Source organism: Lacibacter luteus, assembly GCF_004118265.1.
GTDB classification, from domain to species: domain Bacteria; phylum Bacteroidota; class Bacteroidia; order Chitinophagales; family Chitinophagaceae; genus Lacibacter; species Lacibacter luteus.
In genome coordinates this window covers 565,171-587,929 of record NZ_SDHW01000002.1, presented here as the reverse complement: position 1 = coordinate 587,929, position 22,759 = coordinate 565,171, and the positions used below count along the sequence as shown (strand labels likewise).

15 protein-coding genes are annotated in these 22,759 nt (G+C 40.6%); 9 read left to right on the top strand and 6 right to left on the bottom strand.

Annotated features, from left to right (window positions below):
• The first annotated feature begins 58 nt into the window (after window positions 1–58).
• The gene (locus ESA94_RS10275) at window positions 59–760 is read left to right on the top strand and encodes a hypothetical protein (RefSeq protein ID WP_129130800.1); all 702 of its coding nucleotides are present in this window, start codon (window positions 59–61) and stop codon (window positions 758–760) included.
• A 120-nt stretch (window positions 761–880) separates the two neighbouring features.
• Here the strand turns inward: ESA94_RS10275 and ESA94_RS10270 are convergent, their stop codons facing one another.
• A complete protein-coding gene (locus ESA94_RS10270; RefSeq protein WP_129130799.1) occupies window positions 881–1,639 on the bottom strand; it encodes an FkbM family methyltransferase in 759 nt (252 codons plus the stop codon).
• 83 nt (window positions 1,640–1,722) lie between these two features.
• Between ESA94_RS10270 and ESA94_RS10265 the strand changes: the two genes are divergently transcribed.
• The 6 genes from ESA94_RS10265 to ESA94_RS10240 all read left to right on the top strand — a co-directional run bounded on the left by ESA94_RS10265 (window position 1,723) and on the right by ESA94_RS10240 (window position 7,185).
• Window positions 1,723–2,562 carry a class I SAM-dependent methyltransferase gene (locus tag ESA94_RS10265; protein WP_129130798.1) on the top strand — a complete coding sequence of 280 codons (840 nt, stop codon included), beginning with the start codon at window positions 1,723–1,725 and terminating at the stop codon, window positions 2,560–2,562.
• Window positions 2,563–2,781: 219 nt separating this feature from the next.
• Complete coding sequence (locus ESA94_RS10260; RefSeq protein WP_129130797.1) at window positions 2,782–3,321, top strand: hypothetical protein; 540 nt, start codon at window positions 2,782–2,784, stop codon at window positions 3,319–3,321.
• A gap of 69 nt (window positions 3,322–3,390) precedes the next feature.
• Window positions 3,391–3,627: an acyl carrier protein gene (locus tag ESA94_RS10255; RefSeq protein WP_129130796.1), complete on the top strand. Its 237-nt coding sequence runs from the start codon at window positions 3,391–3,393 to the stop codon at window positions 3,625–3,627.
• Window positions 3,627–4,832 (top strand): cytochrome P450, encoded by a 1,206-nt coding sequence (locus ESA94_RS10250; protein WP_129130795.1) that lies wholly within the window; start codon window positions 3,627–3,629, stop codon window positions 4,830–4,832. The genes ESA94_RS10255 and ESA94_RS10250 overlap by 1 nt, the downstream gene beginning before the upstream one ends.
• A 2-nt stretch (window positions 4,833–4,834) precedes the next feature.
• The gene (locus ESA94_RS10245; protein WP_129130794.1) at window positions 4,835–6,244 is read left to right on the top strand and encodes an MBOAT family O-acyltransferase; all 1,410 of its coding nucleotides are present in this window, start codon (window positions 4,835–4,837) and stop codon (window positions 6,242–6,244) included.
• A 2-nt stretch (window positions 6,245–6,246) separates the two neighbouring features.
• Window positions 6,247–7,185: an SGNH/GDSL hydrolase family protein gene (locus tag ESA94_RS10240; protein ID WP_129130793.1), complete on the top strand. Its 939-nt coding sequence runs from the start codon at window positions 6,247–6,249 to the stop codon at window positions 7,183–7,185.
• Window positions 7,186–7,223: 38 nt separating this feature from the next.
• Here the strand turns inward: ESA94_RS10240 and ric are convergent, their stop codons facing one another.
• The 3 genes from ric to ESA94_RS10225 form a co-directional block, all read right to left on the bottom strand.
• Window positions 7,224–7,961 (bottom strand): iron-sulfur cluster repair di-iron protein, encoded by a 738-nt coding sequence (ric, locus tag ESA94_RS10235; protein WP_129130792.1) that lies wholly within the window; start codon window positions 7,959–7,961, stop codon window positions 7,224–7,226.
• Between the two features lie 87 nt (window positions 7,962–8,048).
• Window positions 8,049–10,364 carry a penicillin-binding protein 1C gene (pbpC, locus tag ESA94_RS10230; RefSeq protein ID WP_129130791.1) on the bottom strand — a complete coding sequence of 772 codons (2,316 nt, stop codon included), beginning with the start codon at window positions 10,362–10,364 and terminating at the stop codon, window positions 8,049–8,051.
• 86 nt (window positions 10,365–10,450) lie between these two features.
• Window positions 10,451–11,038, bottom strand: a complete 588-nt coding sequence (locus ESA94_RS10225) for a transposase (RefSeq protein ID WP_129130790.1) — start codon at window positions 11,036–11,038, stop codon at window positions 10,451–10,453.
• Between the two features lie 235 nt (window positions 11,039–11,273).
• Here ESA94_RS10225 and ESA94_RS10220 point away from each other — a divergent pair, with 235 nt between their 5' ends.
• On the top strand, window positions 11,274–16,652 hold the full coding sequence (locus tag ESA94_RS10220) for an alpha-2-macroglobulin family protein (RefSeq protein ID WP_164972699.1): 5,379 nt from the start codon (window positions 11,274–11,276) through the stop codon (window positions 16,650–16,652).
• Window positions 16,653–16,788: 136 nt separating this feature from the next.
• Here ESA94_RS10220 and ESA94_RS10215 read toward each other — a convergent pair whose 3' ends face one another.
• A complete protein-coding gene (locus ESA94_RS10215) occupies window positions 16,789–17,262 on the bottom strand; it encodes a GNAT family N-acetyltransferase (protein WP_129130788.1) in 474 nt (157 codons plus the stop codon).
• A 43-nt stretch (window positions 17,263–17,305) separates the two neighbouring features.
• Here ESA94_RS10215 and ESA94_RS10210 point away from each other — a divergent pair, with 43 nt between their 5' ends.
• Window positions 17,306–18,493, top strand: a complete 1,188-nt coding sequence (locus tag ESA94_RS10210; RefSeq protein ID WP_129130787.1) for a dipeptidase — start codon at window positions 17,306–17,308, stop codon at window positions 18,491–18,493.
• Between the two features lie 31 nt (window positions 18,494–18,524).
• Here ESA94_RS10210 and ESA94_RS10205 read toward each other — a convergent pair whose 3' ends face one another.
• A complete protein-coding gene (locus ESA94_RS10205) occupies window positions 18,525–22,646 on the bottom strand; it encodes a hybrid sensor histidine kinase/response regulator transcription factor (RefSeq protein WP_129130786.1) in 4,122 nt (1,373 codons plus the stop codon).
• Between the last annotated feature and the right edge of the window lie 113 nt (window positions 22,647–22,759).

Sequence of the window (22,759 nt, the reverse complement as noted above, 5' to 3'; positions counted from 1 at the left end):
GTAAGAGAGTATCATTGCAGCGTTGAAAAAAATCGTTCTATATATAATAATAGTCCTGATGGCCAAAACAGGGCTGGCCCAGATGCAATTAACGGGCACTGTGTACGACAGTACCAAACGAAACATTGTAATGGGCGTGCAGGTTGTTTGTACCTGCGGCACTATGAGTTTTACCGATAGTGCCGGTAACTATAGTATATATGTTGGCGAAAAGGATTCGGTGTTCTTCTTCTTTAATAACCGGCCTACCCAAAAATTTGCAGTTTCTACCATTAAAGACTTTTCAGCTTTCGACATTTCCATACAAATGCATGTACCCGGCAGGTATAAACAATTAAAGGAAATCATCGTTTACGGCAAAAACCGCAGACAGGATTCCATCGAAAACCGCTTGCAGTACGATAAAGTGTTTAACCACGATAAAGGCGGGCTTCGCTTTACCGGCTCAGCACCGGAAGCAGGTATGGGTGCCGGTATCGATCTTGATGCGTTGATCAATGTATTCCGTTTCCGGCACAACAAAAGTATGGCCCGTTTCCAGGAGCGGCTGATACGGGAAGAGCAAAACAAATACATCGATTACCGTTTTAATAAAAGCATTGTAAAACGACTCACTACCTTAACCGATGGACCTTTGCTGGATGAATTTATGGAACGTTACCGTCCGCAATACGAATTGCTTACACAGGTACTCGATATTGAATTGTACATGTACATTCAGGCTGCAGCAAAAGATTTTCAGAAACTGAAAGAAAAGTAGTGATTTGTTTCACGCTGATGGTATAGAGAAGCCAGACTCAGCAAGGTTCTTTGCATTTAAAATTCTGCAACTGTACAAAGCAAACAAGCTGTTACCTTTTTAACTATTTCTCTGCGTGAGCTATGCTTTCATCTTTGATAATGCCACAAAATAATAATTAAGTTTTTTGTAATACTGCTCTTCAAACTGCAATTGTGTTAAAGCAGGTTTGTTTTTCAGATAATCATGCAGCAACAAAATGCTGTAACCATGTTTTTCAAAAAAAGTAAACAGCTGGGTTGGTGTATGCTCGTAAATATCTGTGCCGCCTAACCCACATTCGAAAATAACAACAGGATGGTCACGTGCAAGCAAAGCCGATGCTCCTTTTAATACATCCAGTTCTCCTCCTTCCACATCAACCTTTATAAAATCGATGTTGTTTGTTTGCTGCAGCAACAGATCATCAAGTTTTGCAGTTTTAACGTTTATCTCCGTATCGGTTTCGCCTTTGCGATCGTAGTTTCTCTTTTTAATACCGCTGTACGATGGGTTGCTGGTTACATAGTTGAACGATGTGGTACCGTTTACATTGCTTAATGCGTAATCGAACAACTGCACATTTCCGTTGTTGCTGTACTTTTTTTTCAACTGTTGATATAATAACGGGATAGGTTCAAAACCATAGTGCATTCCATTGGGCGATTGTTGCAGCAACACATCCAGTATATCGCCGCAATGCGTACCCACATCAATACAGTGGCTGTTGGCCTTACAAACCCTGCGAATAATTTGTTTGGTTTGCTGATCGTATAACTGATTTTTGGTAATACTAACAGGCAGCTTTTTTACCAAACGCTTCAATTGCAACAATATGCCGGTATTAAACAGTTGTATCATAACAACAGGTTTTCTTCATTGATCTCCTGCAGCAAGATAAACCCTTTTGCACAGAAAGATTTACTTTGCTGTAAATTGAACGGATGCAGCTGAAAAAAATTTACAATGCTCTTTTTCGTCCAAACAGACTGGCTTTGCTGGATTATGAAATTATGCCTTCGCCTTTGTACACAACTGAGCATCCACATCAATTGCTGCTGCAACTGGTACAGCAACAAAAGAACAGTTACCGGCAGCTGTTGCAAAATGCATTGCAGTATAAAAACAATTTCAGCAGTATTGCACTTCACGAAACAACTGCAAGTACCGAACCTGTATGGAACAATGGTTTTTTTCCGGGGCTGGATATTGCAATGCTGTATACTTTACTTACCCAACTACAGCCCAAACAATATGTAGAGATCGGCAGCGGCACCAGTACCAAAATTGCTGCAAAAGCAAAAACCGAACAGCAGCTCAATTATAGTATTACCTGTATCGATCCCTATCCACGTAAAGAAATTACAGCTGTAGCTGATGAATGGCTGAAGGTGCCTTTACAACAGGCACCGCTTTCCTTGTTTGAACAACTGGAAGCAAATGATGTATTGTTTTTTGATGGCTCGCACCTCTTACATGCCAACAGCGATGTGCAATGGTTCTTTTTGGAAGTAATGCCAAAACTAAAGCCGGGAGTTGTAGTACAGGTGCATGATATTTATTTGCCGTACGATTATCCGCAAAATATGTGCGACCGTTTTTATGCTGAGCAATACATGTTGTCAACAATGTTGTTGAGCAATGCTGAACGATATGAAATTCTTGCGCCAAATTTTTATATGAGTGAAGAGACAGAATTAAAAACAATTTTAGAACCGTTGTGGAAAAAATTGCCGGGCGTGGAGAAGCATGGGGGATCGTTTTGGTGGAGGGTGAAAGAGTGATAAATACATATTGCTGTTGTTTAGGATACTCAACAAAGTCGGGCTTAAGTTTTCAATCATCATTTCAAAAACTGTTCATTCACAAAAAGATGTCTGATGTCTTAACGACGTCCTGACATCGGTGCTGTATAAACCTTGCAAAGGTTACACAGCTGTTTATACCTTCTCCCATTTTAATTTCTCTTTTCGTTGTATTTTGTCCTCCCAAAATTTTCGAACATGGAACAAACAAACCTTGGCATTGGCACACGCCTGCAACATACACAACACGGTCCCGGTGTGATCGTTGGCATCCGCTACGCCACGTATTTAATTTCTTTCATCCACAGCGGTATAAAAGAAATTGATAAAACCGACAGTAACCTCGATGAGATCATTCCCGAAAACATTACCGAAGAAATTGAAACGCACAGCGAAGTGGAACGTTCGCTGTTAAAAATATTACGCTTATGGAATGGTATGAGCGAAGTAGTTCCGCTCGGCGAAAAATGGGAAGGTGGTATGCTGTTACTGCAACCCAAAGACAAGTCGCTTAAGCCCAAAGAAATTCCGGTAGAAGATTTCTTTCATAAAATAGTGATGCTGCGTGATCGTTTGCGTGTACTGGAGCAAAATATCAACAGCAACAAAAACCTCAGCGACGAAGAGAAAGTAAACATACAGCAATACATCACCCGTTGCTATGGTTCACTCACAACTTTTAATGTGTTGTTTAAAAACAAGGAACATTGGTTTGTGGGCGAAAAAACAAGCGCATAAATTAAATAAGAAAAAAATATACTTTTACGGCTTGCTTCCGTTTTCTACTTAAATAAATGACGAACACTTATGAATAATCAGGAAATAAAAAACTGGTTGGTGCAAAAAATTGCTGAAGAATCAGACATTCAGCCCGAAACCATTAAAACAGACATGCCCATCGAGTCGTTCAATCTCGATTCGTTATCGATGATTACATTATCGTACGATCTGGAAAATGCATTGGGCAAAGAAATTGACCCGACTGTTTTCTGGCAGCACAATACAATTGATAAACTGGCAGAAGCTATCGAAACTCTTCCGTGATGGCATTGTGGAATCCTTACACAACAGGTTATTTTAATAATCCCTACGAACATCTTGCAGAGTGCCGAACAACAGAACCGATGCAGATCGGTATTCATAAAGAATGGTTGTTATTTAACTACAAAGATGTTCGGGAAGTTTTACGTTCGCCTGCATTTGGCGTATCAAAACTCAGCGAATATTTTGCGCAGAAAGAGCCGGTAATCTTAGAGAAAGCTGCTTGTCCATTTCTTGCTAAAGGAACAAAAACCTGGATCATGTATCTCGATGGGCAGGATCATGTGCGGATACGTACACTTGCCGATGCTGCAATACGGCAGTTTAATTTTACACCTGCTATTGAACGGGCTGTAGCTGCCTGTTTCGAAAAAAACAAAGATGCTGCTGAACTTGATGTGGTGGATATTGCCACACAAATTCCCATGTATATCGTTGAAGAGCTGATGGGTGTAAGCGGCATGTGCAGTTACGAACAGGTAAAACGTTTTTCGCATTTGCTGGCTGTATCGCAGGATCTGTTTGTTACAAAAACAACCTACCGGGAAGTAAACAGCGAATTTGAATGGGCGTTTTCTTTTTTTGGTGAGTTATACAGAAAAGCAGGAGCAAATGCAGAACCTCATCTGCTCACTTTTTTACAAACTGTAAATAAGGAAGAAGGTTTTCGCTTGAGTGATGATGAAATGATCTCACTTATAACAGTCATTTTTATGGCGGCGCTTGAAACAACAAAAGACACGATGAGTGTTATTTTATACGAAGTGCTGAAAGATCCATCACTTGCTGTTTATATTGAACAGGCAAATGAAATTGAAATAAATATTCTTGCTGAAGAGTTTTTACGTTTTGCATCGCCACTGCAATACACTGTTCGTGTTGCGCATGAAGATGTAGAGATCAACGGCATCCGTTTTCCAAAAGGAACACGCCTGTTTCTTTGTCTTGCTTCAGCAAACAGAGATGCTGTGGTTTTTGACAATCCTGATACAATTGTACCCAACAGAAAATACAATCCGCATCTTTCCTTTGGTTCAGGAATGCATTCCTGCCTTGGTGCAAGAGTAGCAAGGAACGAAATACGTTCCTGGTTAAAGCCGGTAACAAAACATTTATTGAATTACCGGCTTGCAGAAAACGAACCCCCTAATTGGCAACGAACAATTTTTATGCGTGGCTTAAAAAGCCTGAAAATTGAACGAAAATAAACATGCTTACAATCAGTTTTTCTGTTTTGTTTTCTGTAACAGCTTTGGCAGTTCTTGCTTTCCTGTTTTGTAAACCTGCGCAGCGATGGATGGTTTTATTGCTGGCAAGTTTACTTTTTTACTTTTTACTTACGGGTTTGCAGGTGCTGATCTTATTTGCTTTTGCAGCCATAATTTATGCAGGAACATTACAAATAGATGCGGTGGAAGCAGATCTGAAGCGCAGAAAAAAAATCAGTTACTGTTTCGTTGTGTTAAGTCTTGTTCCATTGCTCGCATTAAAACTGTTGCCGTTTTTATCTGCAGAGGTGCTTGCTTTATTACCCCAAGTGCCAATTGAACATAAAGCTTATCAATCGCATATACTTGAAATAACAGGCATCTCCTATTTTACGTTTAACGGCATCAGTTATTTAATTGATGTGCGTAAGAAATACATCAAGCCGTCCCGTAACTATTTTTTTGTTCTGCTATACATTTCTTTTTTCCCAATTATACTGGCGGGGCCTATGCACAGAGCAAAAAATTTGTTTGATCAGTTTAAGGAAGGGCTCAACTTATCGAATCAAAATTTTTCTGAAGGATTCAGACGCATACTCTGGGGTTTGTTTAAAAACTTTGTAATAGCACAGCAATGCAAATTTTTTATGGATACCATTGAGCGTAACAATGCCGGCGGTTGGTATGTTTTACTTCAAGGCTTTGCGTTTTTTGTTTACCTCTATTTTAATTTCAGTTCTTATATTGATATTTTCAGCGGCATAGCCCGCATCTTTAATATAGAGCTGGTAAAAAATTTCAACAACAGGGTATATGCTTCTTCCTCACGTAAGCAATTTTGGGAAGGCTGGCATATTACACTTAACCACTGGTTTCGTGACTATTTCTTTTTTCCACTTGCAAAAGGCATCAAATCTAAGTGGGCGTTTAATCTTGCTTTGTTGTTTACATTTGTTTTGATTGGCATCTGGCACGGCATATCGTGGCGCTTTGCAATATGGGGATTAGCAAATGGGGCGTGGATCATTCTGGAACAGAAATGGAAACCGGCTTTCAACTTTATTCCTGCTGCAGTACGTAAACACGCAGGCATGCTGTACCATATGTCTGTGGCATCTTTTGTTGCATTGTTGTTTAGCAGCAACGATCCGTTGCAAACATATAAGCGCCTGTTTTCAGCAACACAAATCAATGATGGAATAAACCAATTGTTGCTGTTTCATCTTGGGCTTATTCTTTTGTTTTTTATTCCATTTGATCTTATTTCACGAAGAGCAGGTAACGAAACAATCGAATTTTATTTAGGTAAACAACCAACGTGGGTAAGGTGGCCTGCTTATGTTGTTTTATCGGTTTGCATTCTTACGTTTACTGTAAACTGGGCAATCAATTCTTATTACTTCAGATTTTAAACATGCAGAAACAATTAACCATATCGCTTGGTAAATTAGCACTCTATCTTGTTCTGGTAGGGGTCATTATTTTTGTTGTAAAGAAAGTGGCCTTATCGGGTTTGCAACAAAAAGATATGTTCAGCACATTGTATCAACCTCAGGAAAAAGCAGAAAGGTATGTTTACTTTACCGGCACAAGCAGAACCCAATGTGCTATTAACGATTCGTTACTGAACAACGGTACAGATCGCTATCTTTTTTTTAATGCCGGCTTTGCGTATGGTACATTCATCAGCAATATTGCATTGGCCAATAAGCTAATGAACCGGATTGATTCTCCCGTAATTTTTATTGAACTGTCTGTTGCCAACGGACGAATGCCGGTAACATTCAGTCTTGTTTCCGAGCCGGCAAACATGCTGTCGTCAATGTGGCCTTTATTGCAAACCACTTCCTTTAAAGACGTATACCATGTGTACGGACCATTTACTGAAAATTATTTTATTGATTATATCAACCTCAAACCTTACCTGAAAATTTATAACAGTAATTATACACTCAGTGATTATTTCGGTCGATCGAAAAAGTATGATTCGTTACAAAATCATCCGGGTACATTTCTTTTACATAACGATCTAACCAATACAGCAATTGACCCTGCAGCTGTTCCCGAATCGTACAGGATTATGATTGAACAGTTGCTTGTAAAAGCCGAACAAACCAATTGCCGCATCTTTTTTACGTTGCCTGTTTGTATAAATAATACAGAGGAAAAAGAAAGACTGCTTGCTATTTATAATTCTATTCCCGAAAAGAACAAACTGCATTACAGCAGTTCTTTTTTGCAGGAAATTAATAACCCCGCCTACCTTGCCGATGATATTCATTTGAATGTAAAAGGAGCAGAAGTTTATACGAACTACGTAAAGGAGACAATTACAGAAATACTGAGCAATTAAATAAAAAAAGAAGGCCGCATAAATGCGGCCTTCTTTTTTTACAAATGCGCTTTTGCACATACTTCCTGCTCCAGTTGTTTTGCTTTTGGAAACAGAATATTATTCTCCAGGTGAATATGCGTATGCAAATCGTCTTCAAACTCTTTCAGCTTAGCGTATAACACTCGATAGGTATTACATGCTTCGGCCGGTGGATTGTAATTATTACTGAGGGCAGCTATTTCATGAAAGTGATCGCCTGCATGTTCATGCTCAGCTTCCATCATTCGTATGGGATTATCTACTGTTCCAAAGTTTGGTGCCGCAAGCGTTACATTATTACGGCTTGCAGCTGCCAGCTGTGTTACATAGGGAAACAGGATCAACTCTTCTTTTTGCAGATGATGAGCGAGCTCTTCTGCCACTTCATCAAACAAACGGGCAATTGCAATCACTTCCGGACGATGGTTGCCATGCACCTGCGCCACTTTGTGTGCATACTGCAGCAACACAGGAATATTGTTTAACACATAGCTGTGATGTTTTTCAACAATATACTGGGCAAGTTTATCGAGTTGCCATTCGTTGAAGTTGGTGGTATTATCGGCCGTTTCATTGCCGATGCTATAAAGCTGTTCGGCTAATTCGTTGTAGGAAATATTTTTCTTTCTGCAGATCTCGCTTACGGTTACTTTACCACCGCAACAGAAATCGATCCCGAATTTTTTAAACACATCGGCTGTGCGGTAATCTTCCGTTACAAGGTCTGCTACTGTTCTTTCGGCTATTGTTTGCATGATTGTGATTTTTTGTACAGCGAAACTACCGCCGTTAAAAACCTTGCATTATGCGTTCAATCATAAAAGAAAGGACTTACAGAAAAATTACAGATCAACATACTTCACCACTATTTTAATATCCCTGTTGCGTCCTTTATCATCCGTACAGGAAATTTTGATGTTGCCCTCCGTTGGTAAGAAGAATTGTTTGCTGCCAGGATCGGTTGTTTTATAGAATTGATTATTGATATACCAATACACACGACTCACATCGTTTCCTGTTTCGCAAACCAATTGCAATGGCTCCGGATTTTTTTTACTGATGAGATATTCAGTGCCGTTCACCGGTGATTTGATCTGCGGTGCACCCGATGCAAATATTTTTTCGCAATTGGAATTATGCGGCGGAATCAATTCAACAGCCAATCCATTTCCCTGCATCCAGTTTTGTACTTCGGGAGCAATGAGTTTATACCCTTTGCGTTTGAAACCGGTTTCAGGTTCGCAGGTTTTGCAATAGCTCATCTTTTCATCGGCACTCACGGCAATCTCTTCAAAATTGTTACAGGTTTGCGTTGATGAAATACCCGGAATAAAATAATCGAGCACATGATTGGTACAATGAGCCGATGGCGGTAATCCTGTTTCGCTGCAGATCTTCCGTTGCTCCAATTCTTTCGGGGGTGTAAACCATGCACGGTCGGCATCGTAATCAAGTGTATTAAAAATGCGGAACAACAAAGGCGTAGCTGTATGGGCACCACTTAACTCAGCATTTCCTTCACCCGAAAAATTGCCGACCCACACACCTACGGTGTATTTTTTATTGTAACCAATACTCCAGGCATCTCTTCGTCCATAAGAGGTGCCTGTTTTCCAGGCGATCTTCGGCAGGTGTGCAGTTGCATCCCAATGCAAAGGAAAATCGGGGCGATTGATGCGACTCAAAATATCAGTGACCATATAACTTGCATCGGCCGATAAAATACGTTGTGGTTTTGAAACAGCATCATGTTGCACATACAATGGACGGTAATACGATCCTTCGGTTGCAAAACAACTGTACATTCCCGTTAGTTGTTCCAGTGTTGCTCCGCAACCACCTAGTATCAAACTCAAGCCCAGCCCTTTTTGTTTCGCCTGTATTTGTTTAAAACCAATGCTGCTGAGTTGCTGGATCATCTTATCCTTACCCAGCATGTTCAATGCTTTCACCGATGGTATGTTGAGCGAATGTTCCAATGCATACTCAACTGAAACTGGTCCATTGAAAATTTTATCATAATTCTCCGGGGCATAACCGGCATAATTCACAGGCACATCGTTCATCATTTTCTTTGGCGTGAGTAAGCCTTCATCAAAACACAAAGCATAAAGCAATGGCTTTAATGTACTGCCCGGCTGACGAACAGCTGCTGCACCGTTCACCTGTCCGCCATCTGTTGTATCAGAAAAATCACCGCTGCCAACGTAAGTGATCACCTTGTGTGTTTCATTATCAATAATGATCACTGCTGCATTGCGGATCTTACTCAACCGCAGTGTTCGCACATAATCCTGTACCAGCTTTTCCGTTTTGTATTGTGTGTTGAGTTGCAGGTTGGTTTTAATGATGGGTCCGCCACTTTGTTTGAGTTTGTAAGCAAGATGCGGTGCAAGCTTTGGCACTACTCCACGTTTTGCTGTTAATGGTTCAGCCAACGCATCTTCAATTTCCTTTTTCGTAAACACCTTCTCCTCTGCAAAACGGTTAAGCCATTTGTTGCGTTGTTTTACAATTTCATCATTATGCTTACCGATCACCAACGAAGATGGCCGATTGGGAATGATGGACAAAGCAGTGATCTCTGCTAACGATAAATGATCGGGGTTTTTACCGAAGTATAAAATAGAAGCCGACTTAACGCCTTCGATATTGCCACCGTATGGAACAAGGTTAAGATAGAGTTGCAGAATTTCATCTTTACTGTATTTCAACTCCAATTGCAAAGCCCTGAACATTTCGATGAGCTTGTTACCGATGTTCCGTTTTTTTGGCTCAAGGGCTTTGGCCACCTGCATGGTAATGGTGCTGGCGCCCGATGTGCGCCTGCCGGTAAATACATTCATCACAAACGCACGGCCAACAGCAATCGGGTTAATGCCAAAGTGCCGATAGAAATATTTGTCTTCTTTTTGAACAATGGTTTTCCGCAGCAGCGGTGAAATTTCTTCCAGCTCGGTTTTCATGCGCCATTGTTCGTTGCCGGTAAGAAAAGCGTGGATCACTTCGCCTTTATCGTCGGTAATGATCGTGGAGTATTCGATCTTATCAGGCAACGGAAAAATAAGGTGCAGAATAAAAAACAAAACAATGAAGCCAAGTACAGCAATGCCTGTTTTTTTAGACAATTTTTTCCATGATGGTTTTGATAGCTTCATTCGTGGGTTATAGGTATGCCATACCTATCATTATGCTGAGTATTTTCAAATAGACTGAATAGGTATGGCATACCTAAAGTCATCCTTTAGAACATAAAATTAACCGCATCTCCGTTAATGATCTTATAAGAATTTTCATAGAAACGATCTTTTTCAATACCCAATAAAGAAAATGCAAGCTCACGGTTACAAAGTGTTCCGTTTCTCAAACCAGCGTAATCTTTAAACGAGGAATAATCCCACTCTTCCATCTTTAAAACAAGTGTAGCCTTCATGGGGTTTTGATGAATGTAATGAAAACAGGTTGGGCCATAGTTTATACTCCCGTCATCCAAACATTTTGCTTTCGTGTTTTGCTGAAACAAAGACCCGGTTGTATGATTTTGTTTGTTGATAGCCTTGGTATAGGTTTGAAGCATGTTGCGGATGCCTTCTGACAAAACATTCCGTTCGGTTGCAGCAATCTGCTTTGTTTCAATTGCACGTTCATCAGTATAAACCAATAAATGAAAATGATTCGGCATGAGGGCATAACTTAAAATCTCGCAATGCGGCAGGATGAACGTTCGGATCTTCTGCAGAAAGAAGAGATAATTGGCCTCGGTAAAAAAAATAGGTTGTTGATTGTTTCCACGATTGTAAATATGGTAGAGGTGATTAGGATGAAATTCCATAGTCAGGTTAATTGGTCTTTTCCAAGATAGAGAATATTGGTGAGTTTGATTAGGTATGGCATACCTATCTACAGGATGAGTAATAGCAGACTGACCAAGTAGGTATGCCATACCTATCGGCACCCAATAAGCATTTGCAATTCTTTAATAAATAACACTTGGAAATATGATGATTGTTGTATTAAATTCAACTTCAAATTATCTCCCCTTCAAACGTCTTTCAACTTTAACCTTTATGCGTAGCCATCTGCACCTGCTGTTTGTAACAGTAGCAGTCACCTGTATGCTTTCCTGTAACCGTAATGCTGTAAAACTAACCGACAGTAATGCCAAAGGCGAAATTCAGCAATTACAAAATCTTGTGTTCAGGTTTAATAAAAACCTGGTGCCTGATTCGTTGCTTAACCGTTGGGATTCGATTCCCTACGTGGAGTTTGAACCAAAGATCAGCGGACGTTTTCGCTGGGAGCATGGCGATGAGTTGATCTTTTCACCATCAGGTCCTCTTTCGCCTGCTACTTCATACAAAGCAAAGATCAACGACGATGTACTTGCATTTACGAAGTACAACAAAGTATCGGTTGGCGAGCCTTTAGAGTTTTACACACCTGAACTGAAACTGGAAAATTCCAACATCACCTGGGTGTTGGATGATGCAACCAACAAAGCCATCCCGCAGGTTGATCTTTATTTTAACTATGTTGTTACCCCTGCTGCATTAAAAGAAAAGCTGAAAGTAAAACTGGACGAACAGGAGAAAGATTACAGTATTCAAACCATCAACAACGACCGGAAAGTTTCTATCCGTTTATTGAATGTAAAAACCGAAGACCGTGATTACAATACAACCATTACACTCGACAAAGGATTGGTGCCAGATGGTGGTAAGAACGCTACCAAAGAATCCATTGAAGAAAAATTCACCATTCCTTCACCATATACACTTACGGTCACCAATATGGAGGCAAGACATGATGGATTGTCGGCAACAGTAAAAGTCTTTACCTCGCAACAGGTGGTGGCTGATGTATTGAATCAATACATCAAACTCAATCCCGGTGTTAAGTATGATGTGGAAGTAGAAGATGATGGCTTTATTATCACAGGTGATGGCTTTGATGTTGATAAAACTTACGAGCTGCTGTTAACAAAAGGATTGCGTGGCAAACTTGGCGGTACGTTGAAAGAAGATTACAAAGAAACCGTTGCCTTTGGTGAACTGGAACCGGATATTGCATTTGGCAACAGCAAGGCGGTTTATCTTACTTCGCAGGGGAATAAAAATATCGAGATCAGGATCAGCAATGTGCCGAAGGTGAAAGTGATCATTTCCAAAATTTATGAAAGCAATTTATTGGCGGCGCATAAATATGGCTACTATCCAAAAACTGGTGGTGATGATGAATATTATTACGATGAAGATGGTGGCGATGCAACGTTGGGCGATGTGATCTACGAAAAAGAAATTGATACACGCAGTTTGCCAAAACTTGGCGGCAGCCGTTTGTTCAACTTCAATATTGCCGACCGTGTGAAAGATTTCAATGGCATTTATCATTTACAGATACAATCAACAGAAGACTACTGGATCAAAGACAAGCGTTTTATTTCTCTCAGCGATATTGGTCTCATTGCTAAAGAAGGCAAGGAAAAAATGCTGGTGTTTGCCAACTCCATTAAGTCGGCAGCATCATTAAGCGGGGTGAATGTAACAGTGTATGGCAGCAACAATCAACTGCTTGGTACAGGAACAACCAATAATGATGGTGTAGCAGAAGTAGCCTATGCACGCAAAGAATACAGTGGTTTTAAACCGGCGATGGTGATCGCTAAAACTGCAGATGATTTCAACTACTTACCATTTCATAATACAAGAGTAAATACCAGTCGGTTTGATGTGGGTGGTAAAGCATGGAGCACAACAGGCATGGATGCATTCATTTATGCAGAGCGTGATATTTATCGACCCGGTGAAAAAGTAAATGCAAACATTGTATTGCGTACCAACGATTGGAAATCACCAGGTGAATTACCGGTGAAGCTCAAGTTCATTATGCCGAACGGAAAAGAAATGAAAAGCTTCCGTAAAATGCTGAACGAACAAGGTTCTGCCGAAGTAAGTATCGATCTGCCTGTTGCTGCCATCACCGGTAGTTATCAACTCGAATTATATTCCGGTAATGATGTATTGCTCAGCAGTAAATCGTTCAGCATTGAAGAGTTTGTTCCGGATCGTATTAAAGTAGCCGCATTGCTCAGCAAAGAATTTTTAACTGTGGGTGATTCTGCTTCGCTTCGCATCAATGCAACTAACTTTTTCGGACCACCTGCTGCCAATCGCAAATACGAAACAGAAATTCAGTTCAAGCAGGCTTACTTTTCGCCTGATAAATATGATCGTTATACATTCTCATTAAGCAATCAATCTTCTTTCTTCGATAAAGTGGTGAAAGAAGGAGCAACCGATGCAAACGGTAATGCAACAGAAGGCGTAAGTGTGCCTGCACTCTATAACAATCTTGGTTTGTTACAGGTTGATATTTATACAACCGTGTTTGATGAAACCGGCCGGCCTGTAAGTAAACTCACCAAAGCCGATGTGTTTACACAAAAAGTGTTTTATGGTTTAGGTTATGATGGTTACTATTATTATCCGCTGAATCAAAGTATCAAGTTCCCGTTGATCGCTTTAAACAAAGATGAAAAAGTAGTCAATGCCATGTCCCGTGTGCAGGTGATCAAGCATGAATACAGAACGGTGCTGAGCAAGAGCGGTGATTATTTCCGTTACGAATCACAGAAAGAAGATAAAGTGATGAAGGAAGATGTGATAACCATCATGGGTGAAAACACGAACTATACTTTTGTTCCCCGTCAACCCGGCGATTATGAAATACGTATTTACGCACCGAATGCTGATACATATGTAAGCCGTAGTTTTTACAGTTACGGAAGCTGGGGCGGCAGTAACAGTTCGTTTGAAGTGAATACCGAAGGACAGATCGATATTGAAACCGACAAGAAAGAATATGCTACCGGCGAAAAAGCAAAGCTGCTATTCAAAACACCTTTCAGTGGTCGTATGCTGGTAACGTTTGAAACAGATCATGTGGTTTCGCATCAATTCATTAATGTAGAAAACCGTTCAGCATCTGTTGATCTGCCGATAACAGCCGATCATTTACCAAATGTGTTTGTCACTGCAACACTTATTAAACCACATACAACAGGCGATATTCCGTTAACAGTAGCACATGGTTTCCAATCGTTGAAAGTAGATGAGAAGAGTCGCAAGATCGATGTGCAGATCACTGCAAAAAAATCAACACGGAGTCGTACGCATCAGAAAGTAAAAGTAAAAGCAACACCGGGCAGTTATGTTACATTGGCCGCAGTTGATAATGGTGTGTTGCAGGTAAGCAATATGAAAACACCTGATCCATATAATTATTTCTATCAAAAGAAAGAGTTGGGTGTAAATGCATTTGATCTCTATCCATTATTGTTTCCTGAATTGCGTGCACGACTCAGCAGTACGGGTGGCGATGGAAGTGATATGGAAAAACGCAATAACCCCATGCCGAACAAACGCATCAAAATTGTAAGCTACTGGAGTGGTGTGCAAAAAGCAAACGGCAGCGGCGATGCAGAATTTGAATTTGATATACCACAGTTCAGCGGTGAAATTCGTTTGATGGCCGTTGCTTATAAAAATGAACAGTTCGGCAGTGCAGAAGAAAATATGACGGTGGCCGATCCTGTTGTGATCAGCGCAGGCTTGCCACGTTTTTTAAGTCCGGGTGATACGGTGCTTGTACCCGTTACATTAAGCAATACCACAAAGAATGCAAGCAATGCAAATGTAAAGATCAATGTAAGCGGACCATTGCAGGTGGTTGGTGTAAGTAATCAGCAAGCACCTTTACCAGCTAATGCCGAAAGCAGGGCAGTGTTCCAGGTGGTGGCACAACAACGCATCGATTCAGGTCGCATCCGCATTGAAGTAAATGCAATGGGTGAAACATTTTTTGATGAAACACAGATCACTGTTCGTCCGCCATCAACCTTGCAAAAAGAAAGTGGCAGCGGCAGTATCAATGCCGGTGCAACACAAAACATCAACATTCCTGTTAATCGCTTTATGCAGGGCAGCGCCGATTATCAACTCATCATCAGTAAATCACCTGCGTTGGAATTAAGTGATCAGTTGAAATATTTAGTGCAGTACCCGTATGGTTGTACTGAGCAAACGGTGTCTGCTGCATTTCCTCAATTGTATTTTTCTGATCTCGCCGATCAGTTGAAGAAAAACAAAGGCGCAAGCGCAACTTCTGTTGCCAACATTAACGAAGCTATCCGCAAAATAAAAATGCGGCAGTTATACAATGGTGCAGTTACGTTGTGGGATGATGAAGGAACGGTGCATTGGTGGAGTACTATTTATGCTGCACACTTTTTACTGGAAGCACGCAAAGCAGGTTATGATGTTGATAACAGTTTGCTTGAAACCATGATGGGCTATCTCATCACCCGTTTAAAAACAAAAGAAACCATCGACTATTATTATAACCGCACACAGAAAAAGAAAATTGCACCAAAAGAAGTGGCGTATAGTTTATATGTGCTGGCATTGGGCAACCGTGCACAGATCAGTGTGATGAATTATTACAAAGCCAATCAAAACATGCTGGCACTCGATAGTCGCTATCTGTTATCTGCTGCGTATGCATTAAGTGGTGATAAGAAAAGTTATGCAGCCATGTTACCATCATCGTTCAGTGGTGAAATAAGTATGCCGCAGACAGGTGGAAGTTTTTACAGTGATGTGCGTGATGAAGCCATTGCATTAAACACCATTATTGATGTTGATCCCGGCAATGCACAAATACCGTTGATGGCAAAACATGTATCACAGTATTTAAAAGAACGTCGCTGGTTAAGCACACAGGAACGTGCATTTGGATTTTTAGCATTAGGCAAACTTGCACGTGCAGCAGCCAAGAGTAATGCAACGGCTGATGTGATCGCTAACGGAAAAACAGTTGGAAAACTCAATGGCACAGACTTGAAACTAAGTGCAAAACAATTGGGTTCATCTAATGTGCAGGTTGCAACAAAAGGAAGTGGTCGTTTATATTATTATTGGGTGGCCGAAGGTGTAAGTGCAACAGGTGAGTATAAAGAAGAAGACAGTTACCTGAAAGTACGTCGGCAGTTTTACAATCGTTACGGACAACCGGTTGCAGGTAATACGTTCAAACAAAACGATCTGATCATTGTGAAAGTGACCATTGATAAAAGCTTCTCCACAAGTGTTGAGAATGTGGTGATCACCGATCTGTTACCTGCCGGTTTTGAAATTGAAAATCCACGCACCAAAGAATTACCGGGCATGGATTGGATAAAAGATGCATCGAACCCGACTGCATTGGATGTGCGTGATGACCGTATTCATTTCTTTGTTGATCTTAACAACATCAGACAAACATATTATTATGCAGTGCGTGCAGTATCACCGGGTATTTATCGCATGGGACCTGTAAGTGCTGATGCGATGTATAATGGAGAATATCATTCGTATAATGGAGCAGGTGTTGTGAAGGTGATACAGTAAGAAACGCTTTGGTATGCCATATCTATAACAGGTTGATAAATATTAATCATGTTGATATAGATATGGCATACCTGACAACAGAAACAAAAACAGCGCCTTCAAAATTTGAAGGCGCTGTTTCTTTATATCGATTTTTTTACACTAACTCTTTCTCCATATACACCACACCATCCAACGGGTTTTCGTAGTATGATGTTGTTTCTACAAAACCATATTGTTTGTACAAACCAATAGCAGGTTGCAGTTTTTCGAGTGTGTCCAGTTTCATTTTAGTGTAGCCGAGCATCTGTGCATCTTTGATCAGTTGCTCCACCAACACTTTCCCGATCTTGTGTTTTCGGTAATGTGGTTTTACATAAAGCCGTTTCATTTCGCAGGCGCCCCGTTCACGCAAAGGTTGCAATGCCACACAGCCAGCCACTTCATTATTCCATTTGGCGAGGTAGATAACACCTCTCGGCGGCCCATATTTTCGAAGAGGGTTTTTCAGTTCTTCTTCAAAACTCTGGAAACAAAGATTTTCATCTAACTCCAGTTCATATTCCCGAAACAGCTTCCGCACTTCATCCAACAGCCAGCCTTCCTGCTGTATATAAATTAACTCCGTCATTTTTTTAATACCTTAACTGCAAACTTACAACCTTTCGTTGCTCATGATTGTACGAATTCTTACTTTATTATTATTTCCTGCATTCCTCTTTGCACAGAACTACCAAAAGCTTCATAAAAAAGCTGTTTTGGTTGATACGCATAATGATATTCCCTCTTCAGCCATTGAAAAGAAAGTAGCATTCGATACGGATCTCAAAGGCAAAACCCATTCCGATCTCCACCGCATGTTTGCCGGTGGCGTAGATGCACAAATGTTTTCGATCTTTTGCGGTGGTGAGCAGAAAACACCTTATGCATTTGCCAACCAGGAGATAGACAGTGTGTATGCATGGGCCAACCGCAATCCATCGAAAATGATGATGGTGTATAATCCTACAGATTTTGCAAAAGCCATCAAAGAAAAAAAGCTTGCAGCGATGTTGGGTGTGGAAGGTGGACACATGATCGAAAACAGTCTGGCTAATCTTGATGCATTGTATAAAAGAGGTATGCGTTACATGACCATTACCTGGAATAACTCCACTCCGTGGGCAACAAGTGCAGCTGATGAAACAACTCCCGGCGGTGCTGTTAACAGCGAAGGGAAAAAAGGTTTAACTGCATTTGGCAAACAGGTGATTCAACGAATGAATGAGTTGGGTGTAATGGTTGATATCAGTCATGTGGGTGAACAAACTTTTTGGGATATTGTCAGCATCAGCACCAAACCCATCATTGCATCGCATAGTTGTGTATGGAACCTTTGCCCACACAGAAGAAATTTAAAAGATGATCAGATCAAAGCCATTGCAAAAAGTGGTGGCGTCATCTTTCTGAATTTCTACGGAGGTTTTATTGACAGCAGCTATGAAGCAAAACGGGATGGCATTTTGAAGCAATACCAACCCGAGATCGATTCACTGATCAAAACAAATATGCAGCCCGATTATGCACGCATCGTCACCGCAGAAAAATACAAAGACAGGCTGTTGAACATACGACCCTCTCTTTCAGTATTGATCGATCATCTTGATTATATAGTAAAACTGGTTGGTGTTGATCATGTTGGTATGGGAAGTGATTTTGATGGCATTGAAGTACCCCCACGTGAGTTGAACGGCGTGGAAGATTTTCCGCTTATTACAAAGGCATTGCTTGAAAGAGGATACAGTAAAAAAGATATTCGTAAAATATTAGGTGGAAATTTTGTGCGTGTGTTTGAAGCGAACATGAAGAATGTGGTGGAGTAAAAAGAAAGATTGCACGCAGAGAAGAATACTTTTATTTTTTCACCTCTGCTCTCCACTCCTGCGGTGTTACTCCAAACTCCTGTTTAAACACTCTTGCAAAATAGCCGGGATCGTTATAACCACAGTCCAGTGCAATGCCGGCAATACTTAATGAAGGGTCGGCTAATAATTCTTTCGCTTTGTTTAAACGGATGATGCGGATAAACTTGTTGGGTGAACAACCGGTCAGCGCTTCAAGCTTACGGTGCAATTGCGAATGACTCATAAAGATCAACTTGCATAACTGCTCCACACTAAATTCATAATTGGTAAAGTTGGCTTCCACCAGTTCTCTTACTTTTTTTACAAAGGCATGCTCGGCTTTTTCTTCCGGTATAATTGCAATTTCTTCTGTTGATGCTGCTTCAGCTTTATCTGCAATGCCCATTTGCCTGCTGTAATACTGCTGTAAATTTTTACGAAGCTCCAACAACTTCTTAATACGCAACAACAACTCTTCTTTATGAAAAGGTTTTTCCAAATACACATCAGCACCTTTATCTAACCCTTCCAGTTTGCTTTGCATATCGGCTTTCGCTGTAAGCATAATAATTGGGATATGGCTGGTTCGTTCATCAGCTCTTAATCTCCTGCACATTTCAAACCCATCAATGAACGGCATCATTACATCGGTGATAATTAAATCAGGAATTATTTCAACAGCAATATCAAAGCCTTCTTTTCCATCTTTACCAACAGCTAATTTATAATTGGGTAAACAGCTTGCAGTATAAGCCACCACATCCACATTATCTTCCACCAATAAGATCAGCGGTGTACCGGCTGCTGTATGTTCGTTATTGATGATAACAGGTTCTTTACGTATAGCATCAGTTACAACAACAGGTTCTTTTATAAAAGCAGGAATAGTTGCAGCAACTTCTTCTGCATGTACTTTCTTCAGCGGTAATGTGATGGTAAACTCTGTTCCTTTTGTTGCACCTACCGGCGGACTTTTTACTGCAATGGTTCCGTTCATCAGTTTCACCAGTTCTTTCGTTAATGCAAGACCTATACCTGTACCTTCTGCTTTGCGTGTATGGCTGTTATCTAATTGATAAAACCTGTCGAAGATGTGTTGCAACTGGTTCTCCGGAATACCAATGCCGGTATCTTTTACTTTCAACAGCAGTGTAGTATAACCTTCTGCTGCTGGTTCCTGTGAAATGCTTACATACACATTACCATGAGCCGTAGTAAACTTCAACGCATTTGATAAAAGATTGGTAATGATCTGCCGCAATTTTTCTGCATCATAAGCAACAGTTAACTCATCTGTATCCGATAAAAAGTGAAACTGCTTTTGCTGTCCTGCTGCCAATGATTGAAATGATTCTACGATATATCGTAAGAAATTGATCACATCACCGTTTACCAAGTGCAGCGTCATCTTTCCATCTTCGAGTTTCGACAGGTCAAGCATTTCATTTACCAGATTGAGCAGGTGCTGACCGTTTCGTACGATCATATCCATCCCATTACCCAAATGTTCTTCAGGATCTGTTTTCACCTGCTGTGCCATGCCCATAATAACGGTAAGCGGTGTACGAAACTCATGTGTAATGTTTGCGTAGAGTTGTGTTTTGAGCGTATCTAATTCCTTTATACGTTTTGCTTCCTGTTGCTCATAATGCAATTGCGATCTCAGTTTCGTTTTATTAATTCTGAAAACGATATAGGACCTCACTGCAAACCCAATCAATAATGCATACAACACATAAGCCCACCAGGTACGCCACCACGGAGGCTTCACTGTAATTTTTAATTCTTTCACACTGCCACTCCACATACCCTGGCTGTTACTTCCCTGCAGTTTAAATGTATAATTGCCGGGTGGAAGATGTAAGTAGGTAGCTGTTCTTCTTGTACCGCTTTCAACCCAATCCTTATCAATACCCACTAATTGATAACGGTATTTATTTTGAGCAGGTGCTGTAAAATCAAGTGATGAAAATTCAAGCGTTAAAATATCCTGCAAGTGATTTAAGGTAATGGAAGATGATTGTTCAATAGCTTCTTCTAAGATGCCCGTTTTATCGTTGGGCAACACCGTTTCGTTACCGGCTAAAATATTCGTGATAAAAACATTGGGTGTGTAGCCCGTTTGTAAAACGGTGACAGGATTAAAAATGTTTATGCCGTTAACACCACCAAACGCAAGATCGCCATTGCTGAGTTTTGTAAACGCACCGGTGTTAAACTCATCATCCTGCAAGCCCGAACTTTTTGTGAAATGACGGAACAACCATTTTCCTTGTTTTTCTTTATTGTTATTCAGCAAACAAAAAATACCATTGTTGGTACTGCCCCAGATATTACCTGCATCATCGGTAAGTAATCCATACACCACATTATTGCAAAGACCTTCTTTGGTAGTGATATGTGTAAACTGGTTGGTTGTTTTATTGAGCCGGTTAAGACCGCCTCCTTTTGTTGCCACCCACAAAATAGCATTATCAAACGCATCATCAATCATACAGGACACATGGCTATAGTTTAAGGCCGTTTTATCTGCAGCGTTTGTTTTATACCATGTAATTTTTGGTGGAGCATCAGCATTGAATTGAAAATTAATTCTTGCCAACCCGCTTTCTGTCCCAGCCCAAAAAACACCGCTTGCATCTTCATGCAATGCTGTTATCTGTGCGCCTTGTAACATCGAATTAGCAGCATTTGCAATGCTGATTTTTTTATAAGCACCTGTATGCGGATTTAAAACAATAAGCCTTCCTCCAAGACCCATGAGCCATATATGGCCCTTACTGTCTTCCATTTTAGATTCAACCAGTTCTTCTTCTCTGCTTACATTGATCCTGTAAGTGGTTGAAATTTTGGTTACGAGGTTTAGCTTTTCAACTACTTTATCAAAATTATCGTCCCTGTAACCATTTTTACGACGCAGGCCCCAGATGGTAAACTCTTTACCCATGAAAAAATCACTTCCATTAAATAAAATCTTTTCTTCTTTGCCCGTTAAGTTTTTTCCGTTGGTATCAAACTTTTGTAATTCGCCCCAGCCTCTTACAAAAACCTGGTTGTTGGGCAAGTCCATTATTGTACGCACACTAAGACCGTTGGCGATATGATGAAACTTTTCTGTGTCGTTACTGTATTTGCGTACACCATAACCGTTTGTGCCAAGCCACACAAGCCCTGATCGGTCTTTATAAATTTTTGTTGGTGTTAATTGCGAAAAACCATGCAGTCTTGTTTGTTCGGGATCGAGCGGACTGCCACGTTTCCAGTTTTTAGTATCAAAAATTTCCAGTCTGCCGGAATCAGTAATGCCCAACCAAAATCTTTTTTTATCTGCTTCGTGTAAAAAAACTCTGCCATGACCTTTGACGATATCTTTTGAAAACAGCGGATACATAACGGTATCCTGTACCTGGCTAAAGAAAAAATCATCGGCCCACACACTGCCATCCGGCGCCGGAGCAGTTTGCCCAAATGAAAAACTGTTCTTTCGCCAAATAAGCGACAGATCGTTGGGCAGCAATTCGTAAACCTTATCAGAAATGATCCAGACTTTTTTCCGGCCATCCATATACATGCAGCTAACATTCCCTGCACCAGGTGCTGATAAATGTGTAATAACAGGCTGGGTATTCTTTTCCAAAAAATCAGCAGGCAGTGAAATAACATTCAATGTTTTTTCCTGTGGAAATACAAGAAACCGTCCATCGGGCAGTTCAATGACTGGTACAAAAACTTTATTGCCGGAAAGACTGTTTGCATTTTTGGGATCGTGTAAAATGCGCCGGAACTGATCTCGCTTCTTATCGTAAATATTAATGCCATCATCAGTAAGTACCCAAAGCCTTCCCTTGCTGTCTTCAAAAAGACGGTTCACATTGTTATTACTTATGGAGTAAGGATTGTAGCTGTCGTGTGTGTACACTTTAAAACTGTATCCATCGTAACGGTTCAGTCCATCTTTGGTACCAAACCACATAAAGCCATCTTTGTCCTGCAAAATATCGTACACATAACCCTGGCTCAAACCTTCCGATGTGGTTAACTGCTCATACTTCAACTGACCTGAAACAGGCATAACAAACCAAATCCCCAAAAGGATCAACAGCAGTTTGGTGAAGAGGAGATGTTGGGGCATTTCTATAAAGATAATCGAAGCCGCATTTTTTATTCAATCTGCCCACTATTAAACAAGGCCTTACGGAGCAGAATGCTGAATTTATCCTGACGATGCACAATTTGTCCTGCCAA

Excerpts from the sequence above, each read along its gene's own strand:
- ESA94_RS10275 (WP_129130800.1), top strand. The coding sequence starts at position 59 with ATGGCCAAAACAGGGCTGGCCCAGATGCAATTAACGGGCACTGTGTAC.
- ESA94_RS10270 (WP_129130799.1), bottom strand. The coding sequence starts at position 1,639 with ATGATACAACTGTTTAATACCGGCATATTGTTGCAATTGAAGCGTTTG.
- ESA94_RS10265 (WP_129130798.1), top strand. The coding sequence starts at position 1,723 with ATGCAGCTGAAAAAAATTTACAATGCTCTTTTTCGTCCAAACAGACTG.
- ESA94_RS10260 (WP_129130797.1), top strand. The coding sequence starts at position 2,782 with ATGGAACAAACAAACCTTGGCATTGGCACACGCCTGCAACATACACAA.
- ESA94_RS10255 (WP_129130796.1), top strand. The coding sequence starts at position 3,391 with ATGAATAATCAGGAAATAAAAAACTGGTTGGTGCAAAAAATTGCTGAA.
- ESA94_RS10250 (WP_129130795.1), top strand. The coding sequence starts at position 3,627 with ATGGCATTGTGGAATCCTTACACAACAGGTTATTTTAATAATCCCTAC.
- ESA94_RS10245 (WP_129130794.1), top strand. The coding sequence starts at position 4,835 with ATGCTTACAATCAGTTTTTCTGTTTTGTTTTCTGTAACAGCTTTGGCA.
- ESA94_RS10240 (WP_129130793.1), top strand. The coding sequence starts at position 6,247 with ATGCAGAAACAATTAACCATATCGCTTGGTAAATTAGCACTCTATCTT.
- ric (WP_129130792.1), bottom strand. The coding sequence starts at position 7,961 with ATGCAAACAATAGCCGAAAGAACAGTAGCAGACCTTGTAACGGAAGAT.
- pbpC (WP_129130791.1), bottom strand. The coding sequence starts at position 10,364 with ATGAAGCTATCAAAACCATCATGGAAAAAATTGTCTAAAAAAACAGGC.
- ESA94_RS10225 (WP_129130790.1), bottom strand. The coding sequence starts at position 11,038 with ATGGAATTTCATCCTAATCACCTCTACCATATTTACAATCGTGGAAAC.
- ESA94_RS10220 (WP_164972699.1), top strand. The coding sequence starts at position 11,274 with ATGCGTAGCCATCTGCACCTGCTGTTTGTAACAGTAGCAGTCACCTGT.
- ESA94_RS10215 (WP_129130788.1), bottom strand. The coding sequence starts at position 17,262 with ATGACGGAGTTAATTTATATACAGCAGGAAGGCTGGCTGTTGGATGAA.
- ESA94_RS10210 (WP_129130787.1), top strand. The coding sequence starts at position 17,306 with ATGATTGTACGAATTCTTACTTTATTATTATTTCCTGCATTCCTCTTT.
- ESA94_RS10205 (WP_129130786.1), bottom strand. The coding sequence starts at position 22,646 with ATGCCCCAACATCTCCTCTTCACCAAACTGCTGTTGATCCTTTTGGGG.